Source organism: Pseudarthrobacter sp. rb (assembly GCF_056389225.1).
Window position 1 is genome coordinate 166,639 of the sequence record NZ_JBWJAR010000007.1, and the last position, 16,845, is coordinate 183,483.

Annotated in this window: 16 protein-coding genes; 6 read left to right on the forward strand and 10 right to left on the reverse strand. The window is 62.7% G+C overall.

The genetic code is table 11. The annotated features are described in order from the left end of the window. Positions 1-93: 93 nt before the first annotated feature. Positions 94-669 carry an NADPH-dependent F420 reductase gene (locus tag ACWRN3_RS11680; RefSeq protein ID WP_255175286.1) on the reverse strand — a complete coding sequence of 192 codons (576 nt, stop codon included), beginning with the start codon at positions 667-669 and terminating at the stop codon, positions 94-96. Between the two features lie 102 nt (positions 670-771). On the opposite strand from ACWRN3_RS11680, the gene ACWRN3_RS11685 reads away from it, so the two are divergent. Together ACWRN3_RS11685 and ACWRN3_RS11690 are read left to right on the forward strand one after the other, a co-directional pair. After that, entirely contained in the window at positions 772-1,269 is a 498-nt protein-coding gene (locus ACWRN3_RS11685) for a MarR family winged helix-turn-helix transcriptional regulator (protein ID WP_255175287.1), read from the forward strand. Between the two features lie 151 nt (positions 1,270-1,420). Further along, positions 1,421-1,873: a DoxX family protein gene (locus ACWRN3_RS11690; protein ID WP_324644932.1), complete on the forward strand. Its 453-nt coding sequence runs from the start codon at positions 1,421-1,423 to the stop codon at positions 1,871-1,873. A gap of 75 nt (positions 1,874-1,948) precedes the next feature. Here the strand turns inward: ACWRN3_RS11690 and ACWRN3_RS11695 are convergent, their stop codons facing one another. The 8 genes from ACWRN3_RS11695 to ACWRN3_RS11730 all read right to left on the reverse strand — a co-directional run bounded on the left by ACWRN3_RS11695 (position 1,949) and on the right by ACWRN3_RS11730 (position 11,462). Then, positions 1,949-2,518: an adenylate kinase gene (locus ACWRN3_RS11695; protein ID WP_255175571.1), complete on the reverse strand. Its 570-nt coding sequence runs from the start codon at positions 2,516-2,518 to the stop codon at positions 1,949-1,951. Positions 2,519-2,544: 26 nt separating this feature from the next. Next, positions 2,545-3,294 carry a maleylpyruvate isomerase family mycothiol-dependent enzyme gene (locus tag ACWRN3_RS11700; protein ID WP_476740742.1) on the reverse strand — a complete coding sequence of 250 codons (750 nt, stop codon included), beginning with the start codon at positions 3,292-3,294 and terminating at the stop codon, positions 2,545-2,547. After that, positions 3,294-4,118 carry a fumarylacetoacetate hydrolase family protein gene (locus tag ACWRN3_RS11705; protein ID WP_476740743.1) on the reverse strand — a complete coding sequence of 275 codons (825 nt, stop codon included), beginning with the start codon at positions 4,116-4,118 and terminating at the stop codon, positions 3,294-3,296. Before ACWRN3_RS11705 ends, ACWRN3_RS11700 begins: the two co-directional genes overlap by 1 nt. Then, entirely contained in the window at positions 4,118-5,239 is a 1,122-nt protein-coding gene (locus ACWRN3_RS11710; RefSeq protein ID WP_476740744.1) for a cupin domain-containing protein, read from the reverse strand. The genes ACWRN3_RS11705 and ACWRN3_RS11710 overlap by 1 nt, the downstream gene beginning before the upstream one ends. Before the next feature lie 9 nt (positions 5,240-5,248). Beyond that, on the reverse strand, positions 5,249-6,922 hold the full coding sequence (locus ACWRN3_RS11715; protein ID WP_476740745.1) for a (2,3-dihydroxybenzoyl)adenylate synthase: 1,674 nt from the start codon (positions 6,920-6,922) through the stop codon (positions 5,249-5,251). Next, complete coding sequence (locus ACWRN3_RS11720) at positions 6,919-8,955, reverse strand: acetate--CoA ligase family protein (RefSeq protein ID WP_324644936.1); 2,037 nt, start codon at positions 8,953-8,955, stop codon at positions 6,919-6,921. Before ACWRN3_RS11720 ends, ACWRN3_RS11715 begins: the two co-directional genes overlap by 4 nt. Further along, positions 8,948-10,522, reverse strand: coding sequence for an FAD-dependent monooxygenase (locus tag ACWRN3_RS11725; protein ID WP_255175294.1), 1,575 nt, complete (start codon positions 10,520-10,522; stop codon positions 8,948-8,950). The genes ACWRN3_RS11720 and ACWRN3_RS11725 overlap by 8 nt, the downstream gene beginning before the upstream one ends. An 88-nt stretch (positions 10,523-10,610) precedes the next feature. Then, complete coding sequence (locus tag ACWRN3_RS11730; RefSeq protein WP_255175295.1) at positions 10,611-11,462, reverse strand: PaaX family transcriptional regulator; 852 nt, start codon at positions 11,460-11,462, stop codon at positions 10,611-10,613. Between the two features lie 144 nt (positions 11,463-11,606). Between ACWRN3_RS11730 and ACWRN3_RS11735 the strand changes: the two genes are divergently transcribed. Genes ACWRN3_RS11735 through ACWRN3_RS11745 form a run of 3 tightly spaced genes read left to right on the forward strand, consistent with a single transcriptional unit; the run spans position 11,607 to position 15,711 of the window. Next, positions 11,607-13,061 (forward strand): MFS transporter, encoded by a 1,455-nt coding sequence (locus tag ACWRN3_RS11735; RefSeq protein ID WP_476740746.1) that lies wholly within the window; start codon positions 11,607-11,609, stop codon positions 13,059-13,061. Between the two features lie 59 nt (positions 13,062-13,120). Beyond that, on the forward strand, positions 13,121-14,572 hold the full coding sequence (locus ACWRN3_RS11740) for an aldehyde dehydrogenase (protein WP_255175297.1): 1,452 nt from the start codon (positions 13,121-13,123) through the stop codon (positions 14,570-14,572). Positions 14,573-14,604: 32 nt separating this feature from the next. Continuing rightward, the gene (locus ACWRN3_RS11745) at positions 14,605-15,711 is read left to right on the forward strand and encodes an NAD(P)-dependent alcohol dehydrogenase (protein WP_255175298.1); all 1,107 of its coding nucleotides are present in this window, start codon (positions 14,605-14,607) and stop codon (positions 15,709-15,711) included. A 117-nt stretch (positions 15,712-15,828) separates the two neighbouring features. Here the strand turns inward: ACWRN3_RS11745 and ACWRN3_RS11750 are convergent, their stop codons facing one another. Beyond that, entirely contained in the window at positions 15,829-16,407 is a 579-nt protein-coding gene (locus tag ACWRN3_RS11750; protein WP_324644945.1) for a TetR/AcrR family transcriptional regulator, read from the reverse strand. An 83-nt stretch (positions 16,408-16,490) separates the two neighbouring features. On the opposite strand from ACWRN3_RS11750, the gene ACWRN3_RS11755 reads away from it, so the two are divergent. Next, positions 16,491-16,799, forward strand: coding sequence for a putative antibiotic biosynthesis monooxygenase (locus ACWRN3_RS11755; protein WP_324644946.1), 309 nt, complete (start codon positions 16,491-16,493; stop codon positions 16,797-16,799). Positions 16,800-16,845 lie beyond the last annotated feature (46 nt).

The following is a 16,845-nucleotide window of genomic DNA, read 5'->3' on the forward strand; positions in this document are numbered from 1 at the left end:
GGTACGGAAGCCGCGCCCGTGGTCCGGGAGCCGGCCTATTAGCCGGCCGGTTCCCGGAAAGTACGGTGGTGCGGAGTCGGGTTGACTGCCTGTTTAGGCCTTGACGGCGAAGCCGCCGGTCCAGGCGATCTTTTCACCGGCGGCAAGGGCGATCTGCAGGAAGCCCGTTGCCTCCAGCTCCCGTGCCCGGCGCAGCGATCCGGCGTCGATGGCGCGCAGCCCGGCGGCGGAGATGAGCCCGGCGAGCCGGGTCTTCGCGTCCGCGTCGTCCCCGGCGATCAGCACTGTAGTGGGCTGCCCGGCGATTTCGCCCGAGGCCAGGGTGGCTGCGAAGGTGGTGTTGAACGCCTTCACTACGCTGGAGTTGGGAAGCGCGGCCTGGATCTGGGCGGTGGCTGAGGAATCGGCCGGCACGGTCAGGGAGTCGAAGGTTTCGAAGTTCAGCGGATTCGTGATGTCAACAATGATCTTGCCGGCGAGCTGCTCGCCACGCTGGGCCAGGATCTCCTGCACGGCCGGGTAGGGAACGGCCAGAACGACAATCTCTCCGGTAATGGTCTTGTCGGTGTCCCCGCTGCCGAGGACCTGGACGGTATTGCCGCCCTTCTCTGCGATGCCGGCGATAGCCGAGCCCATGTTGCCTTGTCCGAGGATGCTTACTGCAGTCATAACGGTCTCCTTTGTGTGCAGGCCCCATTGGTTGAGGCTTCAACTAAATAGTAGCGCCCGAAGTTAGTTGTTGCAACAACCAATTTGGGGAAGAATGAAGGCATGGAGACACGATGGCTTACAAGGGATGAATTGGCCGCCTGGGTGCGGCTGTATACGGTGGTCGAGCTGCTGCCGAATGCGCTTGACTCCCAGCTCCGCCGCGACGCGGATCTGACGAACTTCGAGTACTACGTGCTCGCCATGCTTTCGGAAGCTCCGCGGCAGACGCTGAGGATGACAGATCTGGCAGCGCAGACGAGCGCCACGCTGGCGCGCCTGTCCCACGTAGTAAAGCGTCTTGAAGCACGCGGCCTGGTGGAGCGCTTTCCGTGCCCCGAGGATCGGCGTGCAACCAACGCCCGCCTCACCGCCGGGGGGCAGCGCAAAATTGTCGAGACCGCGCCCGGGCATGTGGAAAACGTGCGGCGGAACGTTATCGATGCACTAACTCCGGAGCAGCTCGGTCAGTTGCGGGGGATTGCCGATGCCTTGTTGGAGAAGCTCGACCCTGACGCAGCGATGGCCCCTCTGTACCGCCGGCATGACGGGCCTGAGTGAGTTTGGCTATAGGGGGCGGCGCCAAAGCGGGCCCCGTGAAAATAGTTGACGCGACAAGTAATCTGCCATAGGCTATTACTTGAAACATCAACTTATTCCTTTTGAAGACCGCTACTGCAGGCTTCAGAAGGCGAGAAAAGAGGACCGCACCATGACTTCTCCGATTCAGCCCGCTGCCACCCAGTCCAACATCGCCCGCACAGTCCTGCGCCTCGTTGTGGGCGTTATCTTCTTCGCCCATGGCTGGCAGAAGATCTTCGACTACACCATCCCCGGCACCCAGGCAGCGTTCGCACAGATGGGGGTACCGGCCGCGCAGCTGGTTGCTCCGGCGATCGGCTTCCTGGAACTCCTTGGGGGCGCCGCCATCATTGTCGGCGTGCTGGTTCGTCCCGTGGCCATCCTCCTGGCACTGGACATGCTTGGCGCCCTCTTCCTGGTGCACGCCCCGGCCGGAATCTTCGCTGACAAAGGTGGTTACGAACTCGTACTCGTCCTGGCGGCCGGCGCCGCAGCCCTCGCCATCGTCGGGGCAGGCCGATTCTCCGTCGACGCTTTGCTCTTTGGTCGTAACGGTAACCGTACCCTGGCAGCCCTGGCCTAAGCGGCAGCCAAACTCATAAACGACGAATGGCGCCGGCACCCGCATAAGCGGATGCCGGCGCCATTTCGCTGAAGGCTAGATGGCCTGTACTGCCTTGATGGCCTGCATCACGCGGTTGGTGACCTCGTCGATGCCGCCGACGCCGTCGACCTGGGTGAGTATGCCGCGCTCGGCGTACTTCGCCACCACGGGTTCGGTCTGCTCGTTGTACAGGTCCAGGCGGTGGCGGATGACGGCTTCGTTGTCGTCGCTCCGGCCCGTTTCCTTGGCACGGCCCAGGAGGCGGTGCACCAGCTCTTTGTCGTCGGCGGTGAGCTGCAGGACTACGTCGAGCTTCTCGTCAGCGTCAGCGAGGATCTCGTCCAGGTAGTCCACCTGCGCGGTGGTGCGCGGGTAGCCGTCCAGCAGGAAGCCGTTCTCGACATCGGACTCGTTCAGGCGGTCACGGACCATCATGTTGGTTACGCTGTCCGGGACGAAGTCGCCGTTGTCCATGTACTTCTTTGCCTTGACGCCCAGCGGGGTGCCACTCTTCACGTTGGCACGGAAGATGTCGCCGGTGGAGATGGCCACAACGCCGAGGCGCTCTGAAATCCGCTCCGCCTGCGTTCCTTTTCCTGAACCGGGAGGTCCAATAATCAGCATTCTCGTCATCGCAAAAGCCCCTCGCCCTAGATCCATTTCGGTGCTGCGGGGGTGCCTTCGGTGGTGCCCGGGCCGGTGGCGGTGACGCCGCTGTTGCCGCGGCCGGCGGCCCATTCGGCGACGGCGGGGAGCGGCCCGGTGATGATCGTTGGGTCAGCGGTGCCCGCATCGCCAAACGCCAGGTCCGTACCGTCCACCGTGACGAGGAGTCCGGTGTCGGTGCCGCGCGTGTGCCAGGCGCCGGTGATGTCCTTGATCAGGCGTTCCAGGACCGGTGCGGGGATGTCGCTGAAGCTGGCTCCGTTGTCCAGGTCCACGGCGTGCATCCAGACTTCGCGGGTGCGCATCCAGACGGTTTCTTCGGCGGGGACGGTTCGGCCCTGGGCGGTCTTGACCTTGTGGTGCCAGTTGTCGGCGGGCAGGTCGCGCCATTCGACGTTGAGGTGCACGGCGGAGTGGTCGAAGAGGTGCCGCAGTGCGATGGGGGAGAGGGTGGCGCCGAAGTCGATTTCATGGTTTCGGGCCTCGGGGGAGGGGTACATGGGTGTTTCCACGCCGGTGGCCGCCCATTCCACCAGCCGCGCGATGGCCCGGGCGTTGTAGCCCACGTGCGCTACGACGTGCCGGCGCGTCCACCCCGGAAGGCGGGTGCCGCCGTCGAGCTCTGCATCGGAAAGCTCGTTGAGCTTGCGGGCGAAGAACGCGGTGCCACGCCGCGCCTGCAGGAGGTCTTCCTGCAGGCGCGGGTCTGTGGTTTGGTCGTGGCGGGCGCCCATCAGGCTTCCTTGACCACGCGGTTGGTCAACTGGCCCAGGCCCTCGATGGTGGTGACCAGGACCTGGCCTTCCTGCAGGTAGCGCTTGGGGTCCTGGGCGTGGCCCACGCCGCCAGGGGTACCGGTGGCGATCACGTCGCCCGGGTTCAGGGTGATGATGGTGGAGATGTAGGAGACCAGGTATTCCGGGGTAAACACCAGGTCCGAGGTGGGGGTGGACTGCTGGACTTCACCGTCCACGGCGGAGGTCATCAGCGGGCCCGCGGTGAACTCGTCCTTGGTGACCAGCGCCGGTCCGAACGGGGTGGACTTCTCCCAGGTCTTGCCCTGCAGCCACTGGATGGTGCGGAACTGGTAGTCGCGCATGGAGACATCGTTGAGCACTGAGTAACCGGCGATGTGCGCAGCGGCTTCGGCTTCGGGGATGCGGCGGCCGGCCTTGCCAATGACGACGGCGAGTTCGGCTTCCCAGTCCACGGTGTCCGATTCCTGCGGCAGGGCCAGGTCGTCGTTGGGACCGATCAGCGACTCGGCGTACTTGGCGAACAGGGTGGGGTACTCCGGAACTTCCCGGCCCATTTCCTTGATGTGGTTGCGGTAGTTGTGGCCCACGCAGATGATCTTGCCGGGGGAAGGCACGACGGCGGCGATGTCGGCACCGTCCAAAGGGTGCGTGGCGCCGTTGGCCGCCTTCGCGGTGGTTTCCCAATTGGGGTCCTGCAGCAGGGCCCCGACGTCGGAGAACCCCGGGATCTCGGTCAGGGTGTCGCCGTCCTGGCGGACCGCCTTGTTGCCGGCAGGAGTGCGGAGGGTGAGGAGTTTCATTACTTGGTGCGTCCTTCGATGTAGGTGCGGTTGAAGTTCAGGCGCTCAAAGATGGGTGCGTCGCTGAACCGGAACAAATCAAACTCGGATTCGGCCTGCAGGGACCAGGCGGCCCAGGACGGGACCACGAACAGGTCACCCTTGGCCAGCACCCTGGTTTCGCCGTTCAGGGTCACGGTGCCGGTGCCCTCGAAGACCTGCCAGACACTGGAGCCCACCTCGCGGACCGTCTCGGTCCCGGCGCCGGTGCGGAGCCGGTGGAACTCGGCCCGGATGGTGGGCATGACATCCCCGCCGGTGGTGGGGTTGGTGTACCGGATGGCGGCGTGGCCCTGGGACACTGTGGCGGGGTGGCCCTCGTCCTCGAGGAGGAGCTGTTCGCGCAGGGCGGCGTCGGTGTACTTCCGCCGGTAGGCGGCGATGGGGGAGTTGGTGGTGTTTTCCAGGCCGGAGAGCGGGCGCAGCCCGGGGTGGGCCCAGAGCCGCTCGGAACGGGAGATGTCCGGGGTGGCCTCGTCCGTGACGCGCTCGGTGCCGAACTCGAAGAACCCGGCATCGGCGTAGTGCACGAACGGGATGTCCAGCCCATCGATCCAGGCCATGGGCTCATCGGTGTCGTTGTGGTGGCCGTGGAAGTTCCAGCCCGGGGTGAGCAGGAAGTCGCCGCGGGACATCCGGACCGGGTCACCGTTCACCACCGTCCACACGCCCTCACCCTCGACGACGAAACGGAACGCGTTCTGCGAGTGCCGGTGCTCCGGGGCTGTTTCGCGGCCGCCCAGGTACTGGATGGCAGCCCACAGCGTGGGGGTGGCATACGGGGTGCCGCCCAGGCCCGGGTTGGCCAGCGCGATGGCACGGCGTTCCCCGCCGCGACCCACCGGCACCAGGTCCCCGGCACGGGCGGCCAGCGGGTACAGGTCATCCCACCGCCATACATGCGGAACCGCCTTCGGTGACGGGACCATCGGCATCAAATCACCGATCTCCGTCCACAACGGAATCAGGTTCTCTTTATCAAAGTCCCGGTACAACTGCTCAAGCTGGGCAGCCTCCTCCGGCGTGGGCTCAGGCACGGAGTGGCTGGCAGCAACGGATTCATGCGTCAGGTTCTCAGTCATGGCAATCCTCTACTTTGAGTTGGCGCTGGCAGTCGCCAGCCGCTCGGCGATATCGGCTCGGAGTTCCTTTTTGTTGATCTTGCCGACCTTGGTGGCAGGCAGCTCGTCGACTACAACGAGGTGCTCAGGGATCTTGAAGGCAGCCACTCCTGTATTTCGGAGGAGCTCCTGGATTTGTTCAAGAGTCACTTCCGTTCCCGGCTTGACGGTGATGTAGAGGCACAGTTTTTCGCCCAGCACCGCATCCGGCATAGCGACAGCGGCAGCCATGGTGACGTCCTCGAGCCGGTAGACGAGGCTTTCAATTTCCTCTGCAGAGATTTTCTCGCCACCGCGGTTGATCATGTCCTTGTCGCGGCCCTGGACAATGAGGTTCCCGTCCAGGCGGCGCTCCACGATGTCGCCGCTTGCGTACCAGCCGTCAGGGGTGAACGCCCTGGCATTGGCTTCGGGCGCACGGTAGTAGCCTCTCGGGGTGTAGGGCCCCCGGGTCAGGATTGAGCCCGGGACTCCATCCGGGAGGTCATTGCCCGCCTCATCCACAATACGAATCTCGTCTGCTTCGGAGACTGGACGCCCTTGGGTAGTACAGATCACCTCTTCAGGATCGTCCAGACGGGTCATGTTGATGAGCCCTTCGGCCATGCCGAAAACCTGCTGCAGCGTAGCCCCAAGTACGGGTTTGACCTTGTGGGCGATCTCATCGGGCAGACGGGAACCTCCGACCTGAATCACCTGCAGGGTGGTGAGCTGGTCCCCACCCGTCTCCTCCTGGTGCTCGATCCAGCGCTGCGCTACGGCGGGGACTGCCGTGGAAAGCGTGACGCCCTCCCGCTCAATGGCGGCAAACGCCTTGCGCGGTTCGGGGCTCGGCAACATGACCACCCGGCCGCCGGCAAAAAGGATGCCCAGGATCCCGGGGCAGGCGAGGGGAAAGTTATGGCTCGCCGGCAGAGTGCCCAGGTACACAGTGTCCTCGGCCACAGCCGTAGGTACGGATGTGGCCTTGATGTTGTACGCGTAATCGTTGTGGGTGCGCGTGATGAGCTTGGGCAGTCCCGTGGTGCCCCCTGATAACAGGAACAGGGCAGGTGAGTCTGGGGATGGGGCAGCCGCATCCAGGCGGGCCCTGGCGCCGGCGGGGTCTGTTCCCGGGGCCAGGATCTCTTCGAGACGTACGTTGAGGGGGTTGGCGGCGCCGGATACGAGGATCAGTTCCAGCGAGGGTATCGCTTCAGCCAGCTCCTCGGCCAGCGACTGGTGGTCGAAATCCTTGATAACGTCGGGCACGGCGATAGCCCGGGATTCGGACAGCTCAGTGAGGAACGACAGCTCGTACTTTCGGTGCGCGGGCAAGGCCATGACCGGCATAATGCCTGCACGGAAACAAGCCAGGGTGAGTATGGTGAACTGCCACCCGTTCGGCAACTGGATCATGATGCGGTCGTCCGCTTTAAGCCCGAGCTGCAGCAGCCGCTCGGCGGCCGCGTCCATCCGATTGACGAGCTCAGAGTAGGTGATACGAACATCGCCGTCTACGAGCGCAACTTTGTCGGGTAGGCGGTCGGCAGTCTCGATGACGTAACTGCCGAGAGCACGGTCTTCCCAGTAGCCCTTGGCACGGAATGCGGCTGCAAGGTCTGCGGGCCAGGGGGTGGTTCCCTCACTGGTATGGCTTGTCATTTCATGTCCTCCTCGACATTGATCACTACTGCGTCCAGCGCCAACAGCCCTTGGTGGGTCAGGCGCAGGGGATTAATTTCGATTTCCGCGATGGCCTCATTGGAGACGAGCGCGTCTCCCAGCCGGACCAGGAGGCCCGCCAGTTCTGCTGTATCCAGCATTGGACCGGAACGGAAGCCGTACAAGAGGTCCCGTGCCTGCAATTCGGCCGGCATTCCCTCGGCTGCCCTCGGTGCCAGTGGCGCAGTCCGGATGGAGATGTCCGCAAATACTTCCGCAGCGGTGCCGCCGAGGCCCAAAACCACGATCGGTCCAAAGACGGGGTCGCGCCGGACGCCGACAACAAGGTCGACGCCGGAGGGCGCCATCGCCTCAACGAGGAATTCACGCGCGCCGGCGGCCTCAAGTGCTGCCAAGGCGTGGTCCATCTCCTCTAGGGACTTAACGCCGAGGTGCACGCCGCCGATCTCCGTTTTGTGCAGAATTGCCGCGTCCAAGAGCTTCACAGCCACCGGACCGCCAAGTTCCGCCAGCGCCTCCTGCGCTGCGGTGCGGCTGCTGCACACGCGGCGTTCCGGCGTCGGAATGCCAAGCGCTCCCAGGAGTTCTTTGGAACGGTTCTCATCCCACGGGCCATCAATGTTCGGCCATGTGACGGTGCCGGCAGGTTGTTCGGCCTTCTCGAACTGACCCCTGGCATCGTGCACGAGGGCGGAAATGCCTTGGGCCAGCGACGTCGGCCCGGAGATCAGTGGAAGATCGTGCTGGCGCGCGGATTTGCGGGCCCGCTCCTGGTCCCCCTCAGGGCCGTCCACCCCTACAAGAAACGGCATCGTGTCGGCTACACCGGAGTTGGCCACGGCGAGCGGCAGGTCGGTCACGGGTTCGGTCAGGCCATAAAGAGCGACGACGTCGATCGACGGGTCTTGTGCCACGGCGGCAACTATCTGCTCGTACCCTGGTCCGGGGCGGCCAGTGTCAACAGGGTTTGCCTGGAACGTCAGTGGCGGGAGCAGGGTGCTGATGGTGTCCTGGCTGCTTTGTGCAAGCCGGGGGAGCGCCACGCCGGCGCTGTGCAAAGCATCCGCGATCAGCAAGCCGGGTCCCGCTTGCCCGGTGATGAGGCCTACTCCAGGGTCCGCAGAAGGCTTCAACCGGCGCCCGGCCAATGCGGTGACGGCGGCAACCAGTTGAATCTCGTCGTCGACGATTACCGCGCCTGCCTGCTTGAGGACCGAACGCGTGGTGCGCCAGGATGTAGCCAGCGCACCGGTGTGGGACTGGGCGAATTCCGAAACATCGTTGCGGCCCACCACCAATGCGACAACAGGCTTCACGGCGCTGAGGCGGGAGACGGCGTCGATCAGGGCAGGACCATCTGAAACGGTTTCCAAGTGCAGCGCAACTGCCTTGGTCTGGTCATCAGCTATCAGGTAATCCAGCACATCGGGAGCGGTGATGTCGGTACCTGCACCGATTCCGGCCGCAAGGCTGACTCCGGCGCCGGAGTGCTCGAGGTGGAACGCAAGGACGTGGTTGACGCCGCCGCTGGCCGCGACGACAGCAACCGATCCGGGCTCCAGCTCGGCTACTCCAGGAACAAAGCTGGCTCGGAGATTGCGGTGGGGGACGAAGAATCCGGAGGTGTTGGGACCCAGCAAGCGGATACCTGTTTCCCGCACCGCGGCCTCGACCTGGGCCGCGTACTCGAGACCCGGGCCGCCGGCTTCAGCAAAACCCCCAGCGCACACTAGCGCTGCTTTGGCACCGCTTGCTGCACTGTCCCGCAGCGACTGGGCGGTAGCTGCGGCCGGCACACAAAGCACTGCGAGGTCAGGGCCGCCGGGTATCGCAGCAGCGGCAGAGGCGATACTGGTGTGCATGCCGTTCTCGCCCCTGCTGTTCACCAGCTCAACGGGGGCGCTGTAGCTTGAGAGTGACTGCGCCATCACAGCGCCGAGCTTCTCGGGGCTGCCCGACGCCCCGACAACGATGATGCCCTGGGGAGCGAAAAGGGCAGACAGGCTATGCATCGGTCGCCCCCACGTTTGCCTCAGCAACGGCGTCAGTACGGCCTGAGAGCACCAAAGTCAGGTTGGATGCCGTTCCTCGATCATCAACGATGATACTGGTCAGGCCGCGTCCGAGGCGTGCCTCTTCCGACAGGAGGATCCGGGTGAATGCATTGCCGCCCTGGATCACAACAGCCGCAGCTTCTGCAGGCAATTTCGTGAAGGCGGCCGCGAGGCCAGCTTCCGTTTCCGGCGCCGTGAGCAGCAGGGCAGTGTTGATGTTGGCCTGAGCCGGATCCGTAACCACTGCGATGCTTCCGCCCGGTCCGGACAACGCAATGTCCGTGCCCTCGGTGGAGAGTGTCAGCAAGCGCCCGCCAAGCTCTGTCGTTCCCGCGCGAAGCGGAGTTTCAAGGGGCGCATGCCCGTGCCTGTCCAGCCAGTCCTGTTCAGCGGAGGCAACGAGCTCCGGATCCCGCAGGCGGATCTTATCGATGTCGATGCTGCGCGAGAAGAAATGGAAGGTGAACTGGGTGGGCTCGAAGGAGTTGTAGTACCTTGCGAAGTGCTCCCACCAGCTCAGGCCGCCACGGGCCTGGTTTTGGATCTTGGCCACCTGCGGTTGGCGTTCTGCCTCGTAATTGGTGAAGGCCTGCTCAAGGTCATCCTGGTGGGCAGCCACTTCACGGACCAGGGTGATGGCGTCCTCCATGGCCATCTTCGTGCCCGAGCCCACGGAAAAGTGTGCCGTGTGGACAGCATCCCCCAGCAGGACGACGTTGTCTTTGTGCCAGGTCCGCGTCCGCCGGGTCCGGAAGTTGGCCCACCGGGAGTTGTTAGCTACCAGCGGCTCCCCGGCGATGTCTTCGGCGAACAGCTTTTCAAGGAACCGCTGCGTCTTCAGGTCCGAGGGGCCTGGAGGCTGGCTCGCATCGAACTCGTCCAGGCCTGCCTTCCGCCACGTGTCTTCGTCCGTTTCAACAATGAAAGTGCTGAGGTCCTCGCTGATCGGATAACCGTGTACAGCGAAGTTGCCAAATTCGCTTTGCCGATGAACGAAGGTAAGTCCGTTGAACATGTACGTTGTACCGAACCAGATGAACTTGGCGGTTGCTGTCTCGGTGGTGTGACCCAACGACTCGCCCAATTGTTCGCGAGTGGACGAATTGGCGCCGTCTGCACCGACGATGAGGTCGAAGTCCGCCAGTTGCTGCAGGTCGGGGACGTACTGGCCAAAGCGCATGTCCACACCAACTTCGGCGGCGCGTTCCTGCATTAGCTTCAGCAACGTCTTGCGGTAGATGGCGGCCATGCCGTTGCCGCTGAAGGACTTCTGTTCACCTTTGAGCCAGACTTCGATGTCCTCCCAGTGGGTGCCGTAGTCGCGGAGGCCGTCCCGAACCACGGGGTCCGCATCGTTTATGCGGTTGAGCGTGGCGTCGGAAAACACCACGCCAAAACCGAAGGCGTCGGTGGCCTGGTTGCGTTCAAAGAGTACGACCTCGGCGTCCGGGACGGTCTGCTTGAACAGGGTTGAGAAGAACAGTCCGCCGGGACCGCCGCCAATGCAGGCTACGCGAAGTGCCATCGATGCCACCTTCTAAGGATTGGGAATTCGGTGAGAGAGGTCTCGGCAACAAGTATGTAACCAATCGATGCGCACCGTCAAGTATTTGTTACATGTCAGCAGCCGCCATCTCCTGAACCTCCTGGCCCGGGCCAACTGAGTGCCCCAGGATTCGCGAAACGTACTCGGTGGCCTTGGGACCCAATTGCCTGTGGGCGGCTCCGAAGAGCCGGTACGCATCACTGCTTGGCCAGTTTTCGGGCTGGAGTTCTGCCGGCAGGTATGGGTCCCGGAAGAGGAAGCGGCGAAAGTCTCCGATGATGCGCGTCCGGTCGATAAGGGCCTCGCGCCCATCTTTTGCAGCATTGCCGGCCTCGTCGTTGAGGGGTGCATAGGTCGCCATGAACCGCTCGTAGTCGCTTCCGAGTTGACCCAAGTCCCAGCATCTCGCGGCCAGCTCGCGGTCTTTTGCAGGATCTCCGGTCCCGCACCAGAGCGCGTCGACTTTCGCGGATGGGTTTTCGTCGGCAATCTCCCGGACTTCGGTCATCAGGTCATGGGGGCTGAGCCATGTGGAGGGTGAAAGCTGGCCGAAGCCATGCCAGGCGAGCTGCTTCCGCAGTTGCTCCCGGACTGAACGTTCTGATTCTGGAACCTGGTAGATAGCCATCGTCCACCGGCCATTCCAGCTGTCATCCCGGCGACGGAAGATCCGCTCACGCCCCTCGTCGAGGATGTCGAGCATATGCGGCGTGAGTGCATAGACCGTCTCCCGGCCCACGCGCCGGGTGGTGAACCAGCCTTCCTTCCGCAGGCGGGAAAGGTTGACCCGTACGGTCGCAGGCTCAATGTCGAAAACTGCCAGCAGTGCCGTGATATCAGCGAGCTTGACCTCGCTGCCTGCGTATCGAAGGTAATCCCCAAAAAGGTCGAGGATCAGTGCTCTGGGTTTCCACTGCATGGAACCCTCCATATCTTTGCGCCGCGCTCAACGGGCGGCTCGAGCCAATGTGAAACAAGTATAGGAAGGTGCGGCCGCGCATCAGCCCCGCGGGATCGTCACGTTTCCGGGCGGTGGGCGTGTCAAAATTTATGCAACTTCATCTTGACGCCCAACGGTTTAATGTTACATTTATTTGTGGGTCAGGTCACAACTGGCCCCCACGTTCTCTGGAACCACCACAACGTCGTGTATTCACCTGGAGTCCTCATGGCTTTTCAATCGCCAGCCCCGTCCTCGGTTCGCCCCCGCAAGTCTGCGGGTATTGTCATTTTTCTTTGCTTCCTGGCCATTGTTTTCGACGGCTACGACTTGGTCGTCTATGGCGCCATCGTTCCCAAGCTTCTGGCATACAAGCCCTGGGGGCTCTCGCCAGTAGAGACGGGAGCGATCGGCAGTTACGCTCTTGCCGGAATGTTCATCGGCGCGATCCTTATCGGTTACCTCACTGATATCGTTGGCCGCCGCAAGGTCATGATGGCTTCCATCGCAGCCTTCTCACTCCTGATGTTGCTGACCGCTTGGGCCCCCACCCCGGAACTGTTCGGCCTTTTCCGCTTCCTGGCCGGCCTGGGCCTGGGCGGTGTCATCCCGACGGCCATTGCGTTGACGGTCGAGTTCTCCCAGTCCCACCGCCGGAATTTCAACAACGCCCTGATGTTCTCCGGGTACGCCGTGGGCGGCATCCTGGCTGCTCTGCTGTCGCTTGCTTTCCTGTCGTCATTGGGGTTCCAGGGCATGCTCGCCCTCGGCGGCATTCCCTTGGTTGTGGTTGTTCCGCTGCTCTTCAAATTCCTCCCGGAGTCGCCGGCCTACCTTGCAGCGAAAGGCGACAGGGCGCAGGCCGAGCGAATCGTTGCCGACTACGGCCTTGACCAACTGCCGCCCGTCCGGATTGGGGGAGACACGCCTGAGAAGGGCAGGTTCCGCACCCTGTTGACGGGTAAGCTCCTCGCCGCAACAGTCCTTTTTTCATTGGCTGGCATCTGCGGGCAGACCCTCGTGTACGGCTTGAACACCTGGCTTCCGCAGCTCATGGTCATTGCTAAGTACTCGCTGGCTTCGTCGCTGACCTTCCTGCTCACGGTCAACATCGGCGCCGTCGTGGGCGTGCTCGTATCGTCCCGGATGGCCGACAAATTCGGGCCCCGCAATGTAACCGCCATTTCGTTTGCATGCTCCGGCGTCGCACTGGTTCTCATGGGCACTGGAATCATGCCGTTGGTCGCGATGTACTTCCTCGTCGCGGTGGTGGGCTTTGGTTCAGTTGGCGCCCAGATCCTCGTGAACGGCTTTGTAGCCACGTATTTCTCTGGCGCCACACGGGCGACTGCCTTGGGCATCACACTGGGAATCGGGCGCATTGGGGCCGTCTTGGCCATCTCCGGCGGTGGCGTCCTGGTGGCTGCCTCCCTGGGCAACTTCATCAATTTTTCCATCTGGGCGGTAGCGGCAGCGATCGGCGTCGTCGCCGTCCTGGCGGTTCCGCGCCGGGGCGCCACCCAAGCAGAAAATGCAAGCGCCCCGGCTGCAACGTCCGCGAATACCATTCATCACTAACCGCCGTCATTCAGGCGGCCCCGCCGCTCGTGCCGAAATACATCTACTAAGGAGTCATTTTGCAGACGCAACTCATCATCGACAACCAGCCCCGGGATGGCCGTGAGGGCAAGACATTCGAACGCCGGCACCCTGTAACCGGTGCTCTCGTGACCGAGAGCGCAGCAGCGGACGTGAACGATGCACTGGATGCCGTGGAGTCGGCGTCGAAGGCCTTCAGTACCTGGTCCACCTCGGGACCGAGCGAGCGCCGCGCAGTGATGTTGAAGGCTGCTGAGATAATGGAGCGCCGCGGACCGGAATTTATCGAGACCATGATGTCCGAGGTTGGCGCCGCAGGGCTTTGGGCAGGTTTTAACGTATTTCTGACCGCGCAGCTGTTCCGCGAAGCCGCAGGACTTGCAACCCAGATCCAGGGCGAGACCTTGCCGACGGACAAGCCGGGAACCCTGTCGATGACTATTCGGCAGCCGGCTGGAGTTGTCCTCAGCATGGCGCCGTGGAACGGTGCCGGAGTGTTGGCAGCGCGTGCCATCGCGTATCCCATTGTCTGCGGTAACACGGTTGTTTTCCGCGCCTCGGAGACCAGCCCCAAAACCCATGCGATCATTGCCGAGGTCCTGCATGAAGCCGGTCTTCCCGCGGGCGTCCTGAACTTCTTGACCAGCACCGCTGAAGACTCCGATCGGGTAGTTGAGGCAATCATTGCCCACCCTGCGGTTCGTCGAATCAATTTCACGGGGTCAACGGCCGTGGGCCGCATCATTGCCGAGAAGGCCGCCCGGTATCTGAAGCCTGTCCTGCTCGAGCTCGGGGGTAAGGCCCCGTTCGTGGTGCTCGATGATGCCGACATCGATGGTGCCGTCAACGCAGCAGTCTTTGGTTCATTCCTGTACCAAGGCCAGATCTGCATGTCCACTGAGCGTTTTGTGGTTGACGAGAGCGTTGCCGACGAATTCGTTGAAAAGTTCGCTGCCCGCGCTGCCCAGGTTACAGCCGGTGACCCACTTACGGATGAGGCATGCATTGTTGGCCCCATGATCCGCGAAGAATCCGGCACCAGGATCAACGGTCTCATCGACGACGCCCTCGCGAAGGGTGCTGAACTGGTGGTTGGTGACCGCGCCAACGGCGCCTCAATGCCTGCCACGATTGTCGATAAGGTACGGCCCGAGATGGACATTTATGACCAGGAGACGTTCGGTCCCATTACCACTGTGGTTCGCGTTTCCGGGGTCGAAGAGGCAGTCCAGGTTGCCAACGATACCGAGTACGGCCTGGCAGCTGCGGTCTTTGGGAAGGACAGCACGCGCGCTCTGCAGGTAGCTATGCGGATCCAGGCAGGCCATGTCCACGTGAACGGCGCCACGGTGCAGAACGAGGCACAAGCACCGTACGGCGGCATGAAGAACAGCGGATACGGGCGGTTCGACGGCCGGGCAGTCATCAACGAATTCACCGAGCTCAAGTGGATCACCGTTGAGCAGTCCGACCAGCAGTACCCGTTCTAGGAATCCCCAATCGAAGGAGAAGAAGCGAAACAATGCAGGTAACCGCAGCGGTGGCCAGAGAGCCACATCAGCCACTGAGCATCGAGAATCTCGAACTGGATGAACTTCGTCCAAACGAAGTTCGGGTCAAGATGGCAGCGTCAGGTGTTTGCCACACCGATGCCATCGTCCGGGACCAGGTATATCCGACTCCGCTCCCGGCCGTGTTGGGACACGAAGGTGCAGGCATTGTGGAGCAGGTGGGCAGTTCCGTCACGACGGTAAAGCCGGGTGACCACGTTCTGCTCGCCGCGGCATACTGCGGAAAATGTGACCGGTGCCGTTCCGGTCAGATGGCCTACTGCGAAAATCTCTTCGCCGCCGACTTTGGAGGCCGGCGGACGGACGGAACTACCGCGTTGAGCAAGGACGGGGAAGTCATTTCCTCCCATTTCTTCGGTCAGTCGTCCTTCGCTACCTACGCGAATGTCGTCGAGGAAAGCGTCGTCCGGATTGGCGCGGACGTCCCGCTGGACATCGTGGCACCACTCGGTTGCGGTATCCAAACTGGAGCAGGGGCAGTCCTCAACGAGTTGAAGCCAGCTTTGAACAGCACGCTCGTTGTGATTGGTACTGGTGCGGTCGGGTCCGGCGCCATTATGGCCGGGAGGGTGGCGGGCTGCGCCCGCATTATCGCCGTGGACATCCACGCCTCCCGTCTTGATCTCGCAAAGGAGCTCGGTGCGACAGACGCGATCAACACCAAGGAACTCGACCTTACGGACGAGATCCTTCGCCTGACGGACGGTCGCGGCGCCGATTATGTGGTTGACACCACGGCGCGGCCGGAGTTGCTTCGCAAGGCGGCAGACGCCTTGGCCCTGCGGGGCACGCTTGCCCTGGTGGGCGCAGCGAAACCGGGAACCGAGGTTACTTTCGAGATCGGGCTGTCACTCGTCAAGGGCTGGACATTCAAAACCATAATCCAAGGCAGTTCCGTGCCCCAGGTGTTCATTCCCAAGCTCATCGAACTGTGGAAGGAAGGCCGCTTCCCAATGGACAAGCTTATGCGTAACTACGCCCTGGAAGAGATTAATCAGGGCTTCGAGGACTCCGCCCAGGGCTCGGTGATCAAGCCCGTCATTGTGTTCCAGCACTGATGAGCGGTTCTGCTGCCTGAGCTTCGTCACCTCGTACAGGAGAGGTCGACGGCGGGTGCCCACCCGGCGTCGACCTCTTCTGTGTTCAAGCAGGTCCCGGCAAAACTTAGGCCATCCCTAGCTCACGCCCGAAGTGTCGCGTGCGAGGAGTTCAGTGGTCCGCATGATCGCGGAGCGGCGCCGGGCCTGATCGGGCGTGCCCGTGATAACGACATGAACGTTCTGGCTCGTCATCCAGGCGTGGCACAAGGTGATGATGGTGAGCAGGAGATCTTCCGCGAGAGCCTCGCTTATGCCGGAAAGTGCGGTGCGGATCTCCATTACCTTGCCGGCCGCATGTATGGCCCGTTTCTCTGCACCGACCGGATTGTCCCGCTCCAGGCCCTCCCAGGCGGCAAGGCGCGCCAGGCATGGATGGCTCGTAACAAAGTCGAAGTACCGTCCTGCGAACTCGGCAACGGCCGCTGGTCCAGACTCACGTATGGGTAGATCGCCCAGTGCTGAACCGAGCTCCCGTGTAAGTGCGGCCTCAAAGAGTTTTGCCTTGTTCCCAAAGTAGAAATAGATCCGCTCTTTGTTGCATCCCGCCCTTTTGGCTATGTCGTCCACACGTGCACCCGAAAAGCCGCGTTCGGAAAACTCGGATACAGCTGCGTCGAGGAGCTTCGCCTTTGTTGCGTCCGTGTCCCATGCCATACGTCAATCGTAACTCCAACTGACCGTTTGCAATTTCACGGGGGTAGGCCTACGGTTAGTCCAACCGAACGTTTGGAGACTGGATGGAACACGAGGGCAGGGCTCTTGCCGCCGATGAAACGGACATGCATCACCGTCACGCAACCGGCATTGCATCCGTGCATGTCCGTGCGGTCGTAACGTGGCTGGCCATATTTCCGATGGCCGCAGCAGGCATGTGCGCCCTGGGGGCGCTGGCTCCGCAACTGCACCCTGTGCTGCGCGCGTTCGTTCTAACCCTGGTGGTGGTCCCCATCGCGGTGTACTTCGCGGTGCCCCGGCTCCTCCTGCTTCAAACACAACTCGGAAGGGCGAGGCGCACCAGAGTGCAGCGCCGTGCGAAACGCATATAGCGGTTCCGCAACCGGGGATGCTTGCCATCCCCGTGACCATGACAAG